The organism is Paenibacillus sp. S02, from assembly GCF_019454065.1.
Lineage (GTDB): Bacteria > Bacillota > Bacilli > Paenibacillales > Paenibacillaceae > Paenibacillus > Paenibacillus polymyxa_B.
Window position 1 is genome coordinate 4,870,982 of the sequence record NZ_CP073682.1, and the last position, 14,340, is coordinate 4,885,321.

At 46.4% G+C, this 14,340-nt stretch carries 13 protein-coding genes; 4 read left to right on the forward strand and 9 right to left on the reverse strand.

Features of this window, described 5'->3' with window-relative positions; translation table 11 throughout:
• Window positions 1-15 precede the first annotated feature (15 nt).
• From KAI36_RS21665 to KAI36_RS21695, 7 genes are all read right to left on the reverse strand, one after another.
• Window positions 16-1,650: a putative polysaccharide biosynthesis protein gene (locus tag KAI36_RS21665; protein ID WP_220025988.1), complete on the reverse strand. Its 1,635-nt coding sequence runs from the start codon at window positions 1,648-1,650 to the stop codon at window positions 16-18.
• A gap of 138 nt (window positions 1,651-1,788) precedes the next feature.
• Entirely contained in the window at window positions 1,789-2,268 is a 480-nt protein-coding gene (locus KAI36_RS21670) for a DUF456 domain-containing protein (RefSeq protein ID WP_025723595.1), read from the reverse strand.
• A gap of 51 nt (window positions 2,269-2,319) precedes the next feature.
• Window positions 2,320-3,069, reverse strand: coding sequence for a Cof-type HAD-IIB family hydrolase (locus KAI36_RS21675; RefSeq protein ID WP_076294241.1), 750 nt, complete (start codon window positions 3,067-3,069; stop codon window positions 2,320-2,322).
• Window positions 3,070-3,151: 82 nt separating this feature from the next.
• Window positions 3,152-5,230, reverse strand: coding sequence for a peptidoglycan D,D-transpeptidase FtsI family protein (locus KAI36_RS21680; protein ID WP_220025989.1), 2,079 nt, complete (start codon window positions 5,228-5,230; stop codon window positions 3,152-3,154).
• 180 nt (window positions 5,231-5,410) lie between these two features.
• The gene (locus KAI36_RS21685; RefSeq protein ID WP_220025990.1) at window positions 5,411-7,495 is read right to left on the reverse strand and encodes a peptidoglycan D,D-transpeptidase FtsI family protein; all 2,085 of its coding nucleotides are present in this window, start codon (window positions 7,493-7,495) and stop codon (window positions 5,411-5,413) included.
• Between the two features lie 20 nt (window positions 7,496-7,515).
• Complete coding sequence (locus KAI36_RS21690) at window positions 7,516-8,667, reverse strand: transglutaminase domain-containing protein (protein WP_025723599.1); 1,152 nt, start codon at window positions 8,665-8,667, stop codon at window positions 7,516-7,518.
• 16 nt (window positions 8,668-8,683) lie between these two features.
• Entirely contained in the window at window positions 8,684-9,166 is a 483-nt protein-coding gene (locus KAI36_RS21695) for a hypothetical protein (protein ID WP_025723600.1), read from the reverse strand.
• Window positions 9,167-9,389: 223 nt separating this feature from the next.
• Here KAI36_RS21695 and KAI36_RS21700 point away from each other — a divergent pair, with 223 nt between their 5' ends.
• On the forward strand, window positions 9,390-10,562 hold the full coding sequence (locus tag KAI36_RS21700) for an MFS transporter (RefSeq protein ID WP_220025991.1): 1,173 nt from the start codon (window positions 9,390-9,392) through the stop codon (window positions 10,560-10,562).
• Window positions 10,563-10,968: 406 nt separating this feature from the next.
• Window positions 10,969-11,313 (forward strand): toprim domain-containing protein, encoded by a 345-nt coding sequence (locus KAI36_RS21705; protein ID WP_220025992.1) that lies wholly within the window; start codon window positions 10,969-10,971, stop codon window positions 11,311-11,313.
• Window positions 11,314-11,402: 89 nt separating this feature from the next.
• Here KAI36_RS21705 and cyoE read toward each other — a convergent pair whose 3' ends face one another.
• Window positions 11,403-12,347, reverse strand: coding sequence for a heme o synthase (gene cyoE, locus KAI36_RS21710; protein WP_013311855.1), 945 nt, complete (start codon window positions 12,345-12,347; stop codon window positions 11,403-11,405).
• Window positions 12,348-12,550: 203 nt separating this feature from the next.
• On the opposite strand from cyoE, the gene KAI36_RS21715 reads away from it, so the two are divergent.
• On the forward strand, window positions 12,551-13,534 hold the full coding sequence (locus KAI36_RS21715) for a metal-dependent hydrolase (RefSeq protein ID WP_220025993.1): 984 nt from the start codon (window positions 12,551-12,553) through the stop codon (window positions 13,532-13,534).
• 253 nt (window positions 13,535-13,787) lie between these two features.
• Here the strand turns inward: KAI36_RS21715 and KAI36_RS21720 are convergent, their stop codons facing one another.
• Window positions 13,788-14,009 carry an alpha/beta-type small acid-soluble spore protein gene (locus KAI36_RS21720; protein ID WP_013311857.1) on the reverse strand — a complete coding sequence of 74 codons (222 nt, stop codon included), beginning with the start codon at window positions 14,007-14,009 and terminating at the stop codon, window positions 13,788-13,790.
• Between the two features lie 121 nt (window positions 14,010-14,130).
• On the opposite strand from KAI36_RS21720, the gene KAI36_RS21725 reads away from it, so the two are divergent.
• Entirely contained in the window at window positions 14,131-14,298 is a 168-nt protein-coding gene (locus tag KAI36_RS21725) for a hypothetical protein (protein ID WP_007431986.1), read from the forward strand.
• The last annotated feature ends 42 nt before the right edge of the window (window positions 14,299-14,340 follow it).

Consider the following 14,340-nt stretch of genomic DNA (forward strand, 5'->3'; position numbering starts at 1 on the left):
GACTGGGGGACTCTTTTAGCCTCGTTGTCCTGTGGACTCACGCTGTAGACGCATTAACGGACGCAGTACCTTTTGCAACATACGCGGATAGTTGCCCAGCTCGTCTCTGCGCAATACGCGCAGTACAACCAGCAACAACAAGTAGCATACCAGTACAGTTGCCCCGGCAATGCAGCACGCGATCAAGAAGGCCACACGCGCAGGCATCAGATGCACCAGCAGAATACAGGCTTCATTTACACCGTATCCGATAGCTCCCGAGACGACGACTGCGGTTAAGAACCCTGCCCAGCGACGGCCCATGATGGAAAAGGAGACAATCCCTTTAAGCACACGCAAATTCAGCAACGTGATCACGAGGAAACATAATCCGGTTGCGGCAATGATCCCATAAATCCCAAGCCAACCAGCCAGCAACCAGCTCGCTGCAAACTTGACGACGATACCGACCATGACATTAACCATTGAAATACGCGGCTTGCCCATACCGATCAGTATCGAATTAGAAGTCATCATCGTAATCTGGAATATCGTTCCGAGTGTCAGAACAGCGATGATACCACTGCCTCCAAGCGAGCTAAAAAGTAAACCATTAATAGAATAGGCGGTTACACATAAAGCCAGCACAATCGGCATCCCAGTCAAAATAGAGATACGCAAGGCCAGCGTCATCTGATTTTGTAAATGCTGCTCATCCTTACGGGCAAATGCCGCTGAAATGATCGGAATAAGCGATTGGCTGAGCGCAATGGCCAAAATCGGCGGAATTCCCGCCACACTTTGTGCCCGAGAGCCTAGATAACCCAACTGAGTAGTCGCCTGATCCAATCCCACTTGACCAGACAATAGTCTCACCACAATCGATGTATCAATAAAGTTGACCGCCGGAACCGTCAGAGACGACAATACAATGGGAATGGAAAGCTTGAAAATATCTTTGTAAATGCGCATCATCGGTAGCGCGGAGCTTTCCTCTTGGAATTGATCTTGACGATCCTGTCGATCCTGCCGACGCAATTTCACCGTGTAGTACAACATGACCGCTAGAGCGCCAAGACTTCCCATGACACCTCCAAAGGAGGCCCCAGCCGCAACCTCGCGATCTCCATAACCTAGCTTCAAAATAATAAAAGCGAGTACAATAGCGGTCGCTACCCGTGCAACCTGCTCCACAATTTGTGAAATACCGCCTGCGGTCATATTACCGCGCCCTTGGAAGTATCCACGCATCATGGCAATGGCAGGGAATAGCAGTAATGCTGGTGCCAAAGCCTGAATGGCCAAAGCGGATTGCGGAACCCCTGCTACATGCTCGGCAAAGTAAGGCGCTCCAAAATACAGCAGCGCTGTAATGATAATGCCTGCCGCGGCCGCGAATATCAAAGCCGCACGATACACACGTCGCGCTTCCGAAGGCCGATCCAGTGCATAACGTTCTGAAACCATTTTGCTCAACGTGCTTGGAATGCCGGCCGTAGCGACCGTGAGCAGCATCAAATAAGCGTTGTTCGCAATGGTAAACGAGGCGTTCCCGACGGAACCGAGCAGATGCTCCAATGGAACACGCTGTACCAGACCAAGTACTCTGGCCACTAAGGCGGCAGCGGCTAAAATAAGCGTACCTTTAAGGAATGTTTCTTTATTGGACAAAATGCGTTCCCTTCTTTCTTGCTGTTCACACGCATGCAAAAGCCCCGCACAAACTGTCATGGCCTGAGCCATCACCGGTGCGGAGCCGCATGTCGATTCTGTCTCTGCAAATCATAATAAACCAAAACGAATCTCGGGTCATAACACCCAAATTAAGAATACAATAATCATGGCAAGCTGCAAAATCACTTTCATCACGGTGCTGGTAAAAAGGCCTAATACAGAGCCAAAGCCCACTTTAATAGCTCGATCCAGCGGAGCTTTGCTTATCAGCTCGCCTAGCACAGCGCCAATAAATGGTCCCAAAATCAGGCCAAATGCCGGAATAACGAAGGGACCGATAATAATCCCGATGGTACTCAGTATCGCCGACAGACGCGAGCCGCCAAACCGCTTGACTCCCCACGCATTCACAGCATAATCCGCAACAAAAAGGGCAACGACGATTAGTGTTTGTATAATCCAAAACAATGCATTGTATGGAGCAAACGAGAAAAACCAGCCGTATACAAAAAATGCAAAATAGATGGCGAGCGCCCCCGGCAATACGGGATATACCGCCCCGGCCATGCCCACAATGAACAGCACAATAATAACAATCCAGCCTACAACGTCCATGGGCCTCCTCCTTCTCGTCCATTCATCCTGCCTGCTGCATTATTCATTTTATTACACAAGCACATAATCACGGATCACTTCTACAATGCCGTCGTCATTATTCGAAGCCACGACCAAATCAGCGGCTTCTTTAACCGTATCCTGAGCATTCCCCATTGCCACGCCCAGTCCAACCGCTTGAATCACAGCTAGGTCATTCAGACTGTCGCCAACGGCAACCACCTGCTCCAGAGTAATGCCAAGCAGATCGCACACTTCAGCGATTCCACTGGCTTTGGATATACCAGCTGGGTTGATTTCCAGATTTGTCATCGAAGAATTGGAAATTTCAAGTCCACCCATGTCCTGAAGCTTAAGCAAAATTTGGTGGCGAATTTCGTCATTTTCCGTATTATAACCGAATTTAAGCCATTCCTGTGTGTCCAATGTATCCGGCCAACGATCCCTATTATATAATTCCTCCGTTGAGTAAGCCCAGAACCAGGAGCCTGTGTCTACAGCAATCTGGTGCATCTTACGAACGAGCTCCTTATCAAGTAAATAACGGCGCCACAACTCGTGGGGTGATTTCCACACCTCACTGCCGTTTACGGTTACCATTGGCGTCTCCAGGCCGAGTTGCTGACCGTAAGGCAGAGCATGCATCGCTGCACGTCCGGTGGATAAGCATACATGAATCCCTTCCTGAATCGCCTTGTTAATCCAGTTAATCGTTTCCAGGGAAATTTCATGATTATCATTCAGTAAAGTTCCATCCATGTCGAGCGCAAGCAGTTTGTATTTATATTGGTTTTCTCCCATAGTCTCTCTTCCTCCTGTATGTCCCTTATGTCCAACGACATTTTACCATGAAAAAGAGAAGCCCACAAAAGTATTCAAGTCCTCACTTTGCTGCCAGAGGCTTTTTAGGAGTACCATCTAGCCCATATACTTCATCATACGCATCAAATATTTTACGCGCAACCGGTCCTGCGCTCGTCGCACCAAAGCCCCCTTCAGGGATGATGACCGCTACTGCCAGCTTCGGATTTTGACGCGGAGCAAAAGCGATGAACACCCCGTTATCTTTAACCGTATGTCCCACCACCTGCTGGGAAGTCCCCGTTTTGCGGGCATAATCATAAGGAAATCCATTAAAGGCATTAACATCCGTAGCCATACCTCGAATCACTGTATTCCAGTACGTATCTGAAAAAGCGACCTCATTCAGCACCTTCGGCTTAAATTCACGTACAAGATTCCCCTGATCATCTACAATTTTGCTGACCAAATGAGGCTGCATACGCTTGCCCTTTGTTGCCAGCACAGTCGTATATTGAGCCAGCTGCATGGCCGTATACTTTCCCTGCTGACCAAAAGATGCCTGTACCAAACGTGTCAGTGCACTTTCATGCTTGCTCGCATACTCAAGTCTGCCCGCCCACTCGCCAGGCAGATCTACTTCAGTCGGAACGCCTAATCCAAATTCCTTCATATACTTGTCCCATACATCAATTCCCTGATGCATCCCTGCATTACTTCCGTATTTGGCATACAGCGGCTTACCGATCATATCCACCATAAACGTATTCGACGAGACCTCAATTGCCCTGCTAGGTGTCAAAGAATTATACACATGTCCGCTAGAATTCCCAACCCGGCTGGAGCGATTTTTGCCGTAGTACGCACTTCCCGTATCCAGATAAGTTTGTCCGGGAGAAAACAGGTTTTCCTTCAGCCCGATCAGCACGGTTAGCGGTTTAATGGTTGAACCCAGAAGCACCGAGGATTCTGGATGTGGACCCACTTTTCCGCTAGGCACGGATTTAATGGTTCCATTTCCCATTTTGTGCTGAATTTCGTCATATACCGAAGGTGAGGTACTTCCACTTTTCCATACATTAGAGTCATAATCCGGCATACTGGCCATTGCCACGATATTTCCGGTCTCTACCTCCATCGCTACAGCGAAGCCAGTGGTCGCGTCTTGATGAAGCTTCCCCGATACGGCATTAGTATGAAGCCAGCGAAGCTGATCCATAATGGCCTGTTCGGTTTTCTGCTGAATTTCCTTGTTGATGGTGGAGTATAGATGATGTCCTTTTTCCGGAGGAGTAATGGATTCAATACCCTCCGGCATGCTGCGCGGATTGACTTCTACCGTTTTATACCCGTTTTTTCCTCTCAGCTCGTCCTGGTACTGAAGCTCCAAGCCATCATATCCGACCGTTTCACTTTCCGAATACACCTGTGCCGGTTTTAAAACCTCTGAATTAGCTTCATAGAGCTCTTTATATTTGGGCCGGTTCGTTCGAGCTCCTTTGAACTTGTACATATATCCAATCGTTTGTACCGCCACCCGATCCGGGTCATAATGGCGTACACTTTCTTCTACAACCTCTACACCAGGGAACTCTGTCCGATGCTCCAGAAAATAAGCGATTTCCTCCCGACTCAGATCAGATTTGACCAAACGTGGGGTAAATCCCCTATATTGATTATAGTCCGGGTCCAGTCGCTTTTTTATTTCCTCTGCATTAAGCTGCTCTCCTTCGGTACGACCCAGTTCGTTTAATTTGGCAGCAAGCTTGGCAGCAAAAGCATTGAGCTCAGGGAGCAGCTTTTCCCCCGGCTTGCGATCTTTCTCCGTACGTTTGCTATAATCCTTAGATAAAGTTACATACAAGGACTGTACTGAAGTCGAATACGCCAGCTTAACCATACCTGTGGAGTCATAAATCGTGCCGCGACTCGGGGCTAACGGGACATTTTTCGTATTTACGGATTGCTGCTGGCCCTTCAGCTCCTCCGATTGTACAAACTGCAATACAGCTAGTCTGGTAATGATCAGGGCAAACAGTACAAAAGCACTAAAAAACAGTAGGTTGGTTCGTAAAACCGTCCGTTTTTTTCGTAACTCTTCATTCTCTTCATCATTTTTCTTTTTAAATGAAAACTTTTTATCCAAACTTCCTCTGTCCATATTAGCTGGTCATTACTCCTTCCAAGTTAGGGTTTCACATTCCTGATCCTACCATATCCAAAGCAATAAACGATGAATTCCAAGATGACAATTTTGTAAGAACGTAGAAAAGCATAAAAAAAGCTTCGCTCAGCTCTAAGGCTAAGGGAAGCTTTCATGAAATGATATCGTATAAAATGATTATGGCTGTTTGATTGTGTTAGGATCGGTTGCTGTGGCATCCTTTTTCTTAGGTACCCCGTCCAATCCATAAACTTCGTCGTAGGCATCAAAGATTTTACGCGCAACCGGTCCTGCGCTCGTCGCACCAAAGCCCCCTTCAGGAATAACAACCGCTACTGCAAGTTTGGGGTTCTGACGTGGAGCAAAGGCAATAAATACCCCGTTATCCTTCAGTTTACCGCCTACGCTTTGCTGCGATGTCCCCGTTTTACGAGCATAGTCGTAAGGGAAACCATTAAATGCACTGACATCTGTTGCCATCCCGCGTATGACCTCATTCCAGTATGCATCCGGGAATTTCACTTCATTCAGCACCTTCGGCTTAATCGTTTGAACTACATTGCCGTTGGTATCTTTAATCTGACTGACCAAATGCGGCTCCATCCGTTTGCCCTTGGTAGCCAGCACAGTGGTATATTGTGCAAGCTGGAGCGTTGTATACTTACCCTGCTGCCCAAAAGAAGCATACGCTAATTTGGACAAGGCCGATTCCTTGCTTTTAGGTCCATACTCTCTCAAACCAGGATATTCCGTAGGTAAATCTACACCCGTAGACACACCTAATCCAAATTCCTTCATGTAGCGGTCCCATACATTCACACCTTGATCTTCCTTGGCATTATTAATGTATTTGTTGTACAATCTTTTGCCCACCATATCGACCATGAACGCATTGGAGGAATGTCGAATGGCAGAAGCCGGGTCCAACCCGCCGTACACATGACCCGAAGAGTTTCGAACTCGTGACGAATTGTTACGCCCAAAATAAGCCGCTCCTGTATCCTGGTAGTAGGATGAGGTACTGAATAGATTTTCCTCCAGACCTATCAACACAGAAAGAGGTTTAATGGTGGAGCCAAGTAGGACAACCGACTCTGGATGTTGACCTGATTGGCCCGATCCGAAGGAGCGAATAGTACCATTCAAGTATACATTTTGTATTTTCTTGTAATTATCACTGGATATATTTCCGGTCTGCCAGTAATTCGCATCATAATCCGGCATACTAGCCATCGCTACCACATTTCCTGTGTCCACTTCCATAGCCACAGCAAAGCCTGTTTTGGCATAAGGATGAGTCTTGCCAGATACAGCGTGTGTATGGAGCCATCTCAATTGATCCATAATGGCATCTTCAGTCTTAACCTGAATTTCTTTGTTAATCGTGGAATATACATTATTCCCTTTTTGCGGAGGAGTAACGGAATCTACACCTTCCGGCATATTACGCGGATCAATCGGTACCGTTTTATAACCATTTTTCCCTCGCAACTGTTCCTGATATTGAAATTCCAATCCATCAAAGCCTACAGATTCGTTATCCATATAGATGAGACCCGGATCATTTTCAGCTGACATGGATTTTTGAATATTCTTATATTTAGGCAACGTTTCACGCGCACTTTTATAGCTTTTAATGTAGCCAACCGTTTGGACAGCTACCGTATCGGGATCATAATGACGTACCGTTTCCTCTACGACATCTAACCCGGGGAACTCACTCTTATGCTGCATAAAATAGGCGACTTCATCTTTATTAAGATTTGTTTTAATCAGACGCGGCGTAAAACCGCTAAATCGCTGATAGTTCCGGTCCATAGCGTCCATTATTTGTTCTGCCGTCATTTTCGGCTCATCTTTACTACCATATTGAGCAAACCGATTTGCCAGCTTCTGTGTCATATCCTCCAGCTCAGGCAACAATTTTTTATCAGGATTACGCAAATTTTCCACGTTGTCACTATAGTTCTTGGAGAGCGTGATATACAGCGATTGTACAGGTGTAGAATACGCCAGTCTGTTCTGCCCGGTGGAATCGTAAATCGTTCCGCGAATCGGCGTAAGCGGTACATTTTTAGTAACATTACTGGCCTCCTGCTGCTTAAGCTGAGGTCCATCTACAAATTGAAGTATCGCCAGTTTTACAATAATGACCGTAAATATAATGAACGAGCTGAAAAAGAACAGATTGATCCGAAAGCTGAATCTTTTTCGATCAGACATCTCATTGTCTTTTCCCTGCTCGTTGTCTATCTTTCTCATGTGCCCTTTTCCACTCCTTATTAAATCACTTTATCCTTGATATGTGTTTGGGCAAAACCAGGCGGATTAAACCAGTCCCCACTTTGCGCCCAGGTCGGGTCTAACGGTACCCACTGATCCTGCGCGCTCAAATACACTTCATTCCATGCATGGGACCCGTAGCCTCCCTGTCCGTTATAACCAAGTCCTGTCACCACCTTGACCTGTAGTCCCTGCGACCGAGCCATCATCGCATACAGGCGGGCATAATCAATGCAGACTCCTTTACGTGTATCAAACGTATCTCTAGGGGTCTGTTCATGCCAGTCACCACGCTGCTCATAGGCTTCTACCTTACTGAAATCATAGCTAATGCGGGTACCTACCCATTCATACAACGCTCTGGCTTTTTGCTCATCACCGTTCATCCCCTGTGTAATCTTGGCCGCAGCCTGACCGATATCGTTCGGAATTTCCCGGTCAATCATTTCGTATTTTCGCTGCAGGATACCATTTAATTCCTTGGTAACGGCCTGCGTAAATACGGGCAATTTATCCTTAATCAGTGTACCGGATAACGGCTCAATGACCGATTGCGCTCCTTGCTTATAAATCGGTGAAGCTTGGACGTAGCTGCTAAACCCGCTGTCTGGATACAGACTTACGCCTATGAATAGCAGGGCTATAACCATGATAGCGCGTGCTCCACCGATAAGAGTACCTATTCCAGCCCCTGCCACCCTACTGAGAAAGCCTGATTTTTTTTCATGCTCACGGAGATGAGAATCTGACTTGCCACCTACCATCAACACATAAATTGCACGTAGTACAAATTGTGCGATAGCATAACTGAGCATGAACAATACGGCGAACCGCAACAACGGAAAACCTTCTAACCCTGCCACCAACGTATAATAAAATTGCTCAATCCCGCTTAGTTCTCGCTGAGGCAAATGTTCCATGTAAGCCGCCAGCCATTGTTGTACTTTCGGTGAAAGCCACATGGCTAACCCGAGCGAGCACAAAATACCCGCCACAGTCAGTATGCCATCCACAATGAGACTGAACAGCGCCCCTACAGATCTGGAAGCTCCTCGTCTCCAGCCCTGAATCAACGACAGCAGTACAATGACAATCAAAAACACCGTCACGCCATTCCAATGAAGAATAGGCTCCAGCCAGGATGGTTTCATTGTGTTCCTCCTGTCTCTACGGCGACTGTGGCGACTGTGTTACAGCCGAGCCTTTCGCACTTTCGATATATTTCTTGACGGTATCGCCCATACTCCACTCGCCCAGCGACATCCCCTGAAACCATACCTTGACCTTGTCACCATCAAATGGACCTTTCACTTCCAGGTTGGAGCTGGTTACCGAAAACGTACCATCCGCGTTGGATGTGTATTTGGCATCCCGTCCCTCCTTGATCATCATGCTCAAAGCCTCGCTCTGAACCTTGTTAATCGCATCATCCTTTGCCTGAGTAACGACCTTGCCGACCTGTTCAAAGGAAATGCCACTGTAGATAAGCAAGCCTGCAATGACGACAATGACAATCAGCCATTTTATGAGAGTTCTTACAACCTTCAATATGACTAACAATAGGACAAGCCCAATTAATATATACAGCCAGTTATCCTGAACAATCTGCCAATTATGTTCCAAAAACTCTGTCCAGACGCCCTTATCCATTTCGCTACACTCCCGTTTTCAACTACATCATTCAAATCACAAAATTGTCTCTGTAATTATACATGATTACGTGATGCCCTGTCAGCTTAGCTCTTTTACACACCTTGTTATTCAATTCTTGTCCATAAAAAGTGGTCTATGTTCGTCCACTCCAGCGTACAACTTAGGAAGGGCCGATACGTAGTGCAACATGAAAGTTTACATTAGGGAAGGGGGTCATCCCATGAAAACAGCCCTCTGGCTGTATCTTTTTTTATTCATTGCCTTTTTCGATCTGCATGCACAATATCCTATTTTGACACCATTCGCTATCTCCCTGGGTGCAGCACCTACTTTTATTGGCTGGATGATGGGGATTTACTCTCTAACTCACCTGCCTGGTAATTTGATGGCCGGCCCCAAGGTCGACAAACACGGCAGCCGCCGATATATTATGTTCAGCCTAACAGCCGCAGGCATCATTCTTATCATTCAATCGTACATCCACACACCGTGGGAATTACTTTTTCTTCGGGCGATTAGCGGTTTTGTGTTGGCCTTTTTATCTCCAGCCTGTCTGGCCATGTTGGCACAGCTATCCGATCATCCAGTTACGCAGGGCAAATATATGTCGGGACATGGTGTCGTTCACACATTGGCCTCTGTCCTGTCTCCAGCTGCCGGCGCATTTATCGTAGCCAGTTTCGGCTTTAGTGAGACGTTTAATTCCCTTGGCATCATTCTCGTAGTCACGGGACTCATGGCTTATTTCACCTTGCCCAAAACAGCACCCGCTCCACAGGCCCAATTATCAGATGGTCATGCGACACCTGCTCCACTATCCGGAGTACAGAAGACGCGTTTACCATTCAATTGGCGCTACCTGCTCCTTCCTTTTGTTTTGGCGTGTGCACAAGGCATTTTATTTTACGAAATTCCATTACGGAATAACGGGTCTGCGTCCATGATGTCCACCGGATTGCTCTTTTCCATCATCAGTTTGGGAGCACTTTGCACGCTCAGCCTGCTGTTTCTGAACAAATATTCACCCATGGCGCGACTACTTTGTGGCATTATTTTGATGTCTCTAAGTTTTTACGCACTCGCCACCACGCCCGAAGCGGCGATTGGCATCATACTTTTTATTTTGGGAACAGCCAAAGGCATCATTTTTCCAGCGCTGGCCTCTCTTTTCATACGAATTGGAGGTGCGCGACTGGGCAAAACCTTTGCACTACAGTCTATTGCAACATCTATCGGCTCCTTTGCCGGACCTGTACTGGCAGGTCAGTTACCCGATCACATTTCTCCTTTTTTTATCGCATTTCTGATTCTGATGGCTGGCCTGCTATTCGTTCCCGTTAAACGCTTATCTCCGACGCCGCCACTGTCTGCCTCAGGACCTTATCATTCCTAGCTAGTCTGAGGCAGTGGTATGCTAATATGCTACCTTTAAAGCCCAAAATGCCATTCCAGAGGGCAAATGCACAGTACACTATACCCCTATCCACATAGACTATTTTGACTGAACATTCACTAACAAAGGGAGGTGCAGCCTGTGAGCCACTGTCATCCTTGCCCTATTGGAACTTCAACTGGCACCATTCTTGTTCTTTATATTCTGCTCGTCATCATTCTCCGTACTTGCTGGATTTAATGTCTGAATCGCCCTAACATGTTGCCCCTTGTGCCCATGCCTGCCACTTCTGGCAGGCTGTTTTGTTATTTTTTGCATGAGAACCCTATTTGGAGCTACACTATACACATATTCTTCATTTCCCGGGGAATTTCGAGCATATGTATCAAACAAGGGGTGAGCTTACATGGCGATAACCGTGATCGTCGAAGGGAAAAATGACCGCATCAAACTTCGCCGATTACTTGACCCGGAGGTCCACATTTTATGCACCTTCGGCACACTAAACTCTTTAAAACTGGAATCCCTCCACAAGCGGGCCAAGCACGACGAAATATATTTATTTATGGACAATGACAGCTCAGGGAAAAAAATAAGGGGTGTGCTTGCAGACTCTTTTCCGGATGCCTACCATATGTATACCCGCAAAGGATACGCTGGCGTAGAAGGCACTCCAGACGAATATGTGATCGCTCAATTGGAAAAAGCAGGATTGGAAGAATACATTATATACCCTCCACCTGTTCTTTAGTCTTTAAAATAACAAAAAGCTGTCCTCAGGCCGCTTTCATGCCTGTTGGACAGCTATATGGTGCACTATAAAAAGCCTCTAAAATGACATTAGAACTTATGAACCGTATCGACGATCATCAGCAAGAAGCTGAGTGTCAGATGATTAATGGAAAAGAAAAATACTTTTTTTGCCCAGGAATCCGTTTCTTCTTCCTTAATCGTAAAACCTTTAAAGGCATAGAATGCCCACAGCACGGACAGTAACACGGACACGATCATAAAAATCATACCGGCATATCCATAAGCATACATAAGGATGGGTACCGGAATCAGCAATACAATATAAGGAATCATCTGAATTTTGGTCCGATGGATACCTTTTACGACTGGCAACAACGGAAATCCTGCTGCGCGATATTCCTCGACTCTGCGAATAGCAAGTGCCCAAAAGTGAGGAGGCTGCCATAAGAATAGGAGAGCAAATAAGAGCCAAGCGCCCATATCAATACGCCCCGAAGCGGCCACATAACCAATCACAGGAGGCATTGCACCAGAAATACCGCCGATGGATGTGCTCCATGTAGACGAACGTTTTAACCAAAGTGTATAAATACCGACGTAGACGAACATACCAAGTAATCCCAGTAATCCTGCCTTTACACCAGAGAAGAAGAATAGAACAGCTAACCCGACAACACCCAAAATAATAGCGTATGACAACACCGTTGTAGGGGTCAGACGCCCTGTTGGCAGTGAGCGATTACGTGTACGTTCCATTTTCAAATCCAGCTCACGGTCAAAATAGTTGTTAAAAACACAAGAAGACGCCATAACCAGCATTGTACCTAAAAGTGTAAGAATTAGCTTTATATAGTCAACGTCCCATTGCGATGCTAACCAAAAACCACCAAAGGCTGCAACCAGATTGGTACGAAGGATGCCTGGCTTGGTAACTGTAATAAAATCTTTCCAAGTGCCCGCCTTACCGGGTGGTTTAGATTTTACAGAATAAGTAGCCGCATCCGAAGAAGTCTTATAACTAATATTATCCATTGTGAGTAACTCCCCCTTAGAGATGTATGAATTCGGGAGTAAGTTGAACTCCGATATAAATTTTATCATATACCTACCCCGAAAAGTTTGACAGAAAACGCACAAAACGTTCACAATTCCGATGGCAAATCGCCCCTGCTGATCGTTTACAGTAAATTTGGGTAGTAATAAGTACAGGAAACAATACAAAAGGAGCGACAGATATGGATACAGCCACACACTTTGTCATGGGAATCGGATTGGCCGGGCTGGCCTACACTGATCCTGTCGTCGCCGGAGATCCAAAGTTGGCCGCAGTCGTACTGCTCGCTACAGTCGTAGCGTCACAAGCTCCGGATTTTGACACTTTGCTTCGGTTGAAAAATAATGCAGCCTATATTCGCAATCACCGTGGACTGTCGCATTCAATTCCCTTCTGGTTGATATGGATCTTGTCCATAACAGGACTGATTTGCCTGATCTTCAGAGATGTGCCCCCAGGTCATGTAGCATTATGGGTAACGATTGCCGTCTGCCTGCATGTATTCACAGATTTATTTAATACGTACGGAACACAGGCATTCCGGCCGTTTACAAACAAGTGGATATCTTGGAATATCATCCATATTTTCGATCCCTTTATTTTTGGCACCCATGTTGCTGCGATTATGCTGTGGGTCACCGGATTGATTCCACCCGCTCCCTTATTTATTACGCTGTACATTATTATTGGCCTATATTACATTTGGCGAACCTGGAGTCATTTTATAACCAGAAAAGCGGTACGTGATATGGACAACGAGCGTCAGGAAGGCGACATCTATTATATCATTCCCACCGTATCATGGAACCGGTGGCATGTGGTAAAAGCTCATCAGAATGGAAGTTATGACATTGGCGGATTAAATGGCAAACACTTATTTTGGACCAAACATGCGATTCCATCCACACATCCTGCCGTAGAAGCATCCAAATCCTATCGCGATGTGCAGGCATTTCGCTATTTTTCCTCCTTTGCCGTTGCCGAGGTGGAGGAACTGGAATGGGGCTACATTGTGCGATGGGGAGACGTAAGGTATCGACACCGGAGACAATATCCATTCGTGGCTGTGGTCGCGATGGATAAGCAGTTCGGACTGATTAACAGCTATATTGGATGGCTCAGTGACGAAAAGATGCAAAAACGCCTTTCCCTGCATACGAATTAAAATCTGCTTACAAGCTAACAACAAGCCGTATGAACAACAGACAGCAAGTTCCCCTTAATCTGGGAGCTTGCTTTTTTTTTGGTCACTCCCGCAGAAAATCAGATCTCATGAAAGCGCCCTCTTGACGAAGCGGACTTGCGTGATTCACAATGGTCATAAGCCATGCGTAAAAAAATCCGGAGCATGATCGCTCCGGATTTTCTTCATCACAGTTGCTCATAATACAGCTTCCAAGATGGAGTGTTTATGTGTATTACTGCAAACGGCTGCTGCCCGACAAGGATTGTTCTGCTTGTTGGACCAGCTTTTTCGTGATATATCCCCCAAGCGAACCTGTTTCGCGGGAAACAACATTACCGAAGTAACCGTCCTGAGGGATAGTGATGCCAAGTTCTTGAGCTGCCTCATATTTTAATTGTTGTAAAGCGGCGTTGGCCTGCGGTACTTGCAGGTTGTTTGAACGACGTCTGCTCATATTTGAATCTCCTTTCAGTTCTTTGTGAGTGAGGTTCATTGCAAGCTTGCAAGATTATTATGGCTCGCTTACAACTACTTATTCCTGAAATTCAACATTCGAACGCTGGAGGTTTTTACCAATGAGCAAAGGTTTGTCCCTATGGTTCGCCGTTTCATCCATTGTCCTGCTGACCGCAGCCGCTATATCCATCAGTTATTCCGCATGGCTTGCCATTCTATTGGGGCTATTATCTGTCGGCAATATCGGCTGGGGTTTCGTGGTCAAAGCCCGACAACGCCGCTCCTAAGCCAATCCTATAAAAGGCCTAATCCGTTTCGGCTCAATATGC

What these genes read in the sequence shown, in the direction of transcription:
- KAI36_RS21670 (WP_025723595.1), bottom strand. Translation starts at nt 2,268, where the DNA reads ATGGACGTTGTAGGCTGGATTGTTATTATTGTGCTGTTCATTGTGGGC.
- KAI36_RS21675 (WP_076294241.1), bottom strand. Translation starts at nt 3,069, where the DNA reads ATGGGAGAAAACCAATATAAATACAAACTGCTTGCGCTCGACATGGAT.
- KAI36_RS21680 (WP_220025989.1), bottom strand. Translation starts at nt 5,230, where the DNA reads ATGGACAGAGGAAGTTTGGATAAAAAGTTTTCATTTAAAAAGAAAAAT.
- KAI36_RS21685 (WP_220025990.1), bottom strand. Translation starts at nt 7,495, where the DNA reads ATGAGAAAGATAGACAACGAGCAGGGAAAAGACAATGAGATGTCTGAT.
- KAI36_RS21690 (WP_025723599.1), bottom strand. Translation starts at nt 8,667, where the DNA reads ATGAAACCATCCTGGCTGGAGCCTATTCTTCATTGGAATGGCGTGACG.
- KAI36_RS21695 (WP_025723600.1), bottom strand. Translation starts at nt 9,166, where the DNA reads ATGGATAAGGGCGTCTGGACAGAGTTTTTGGAACATAATTGGCAGATT.
- KAI36_RS21700 (WP_220025991.1), top strand. Translation starts at nt 9,390, where the DNA reads ATGAAAACAGCCCTCTGGCTGTATCTTTTTTTATTCATTGCCTTTTTC.
- KAI36_RS21705 (WP_220025992.1), top strand. Translation starts at nt 10,969, where the DNA reads ATGGCGATAACCGTGATCGTCGAAGGGAAAAATGACCGCATCAAACTT.
- cyoE (WP_013311855.1), bottom strand. Translation starts at nt 12,347, where the DNA reads ATGGATAATATTAGTTATAAGACTTCTTCGGATGCGGCTACTTATTCT.
- KAI36_RS21715 (WP_220025993.1), top strand. Translation starts at nt 12,551, where the DNA reads ATGGATACAGCCACACACTTTGTCATGGGAATCGGATTGGCCGGGCTG.
- KAI36_RS21720 (WP_013311857.1), bottom strand. Translation starts at nt 14,009, where the DNA reads ATGAGCAGACGTCGTTCAAACAACCTGCAAGTACCGCAGGCCAACGCC.
- KAI36_RS21725 (WP_007431986.1), top strand. Translation starts at nt 14,131, where the DNA reads ATGAGCAAAGGTTTGTCCCTATGGTTCGCCGTTTCATCCATTGTCCTG.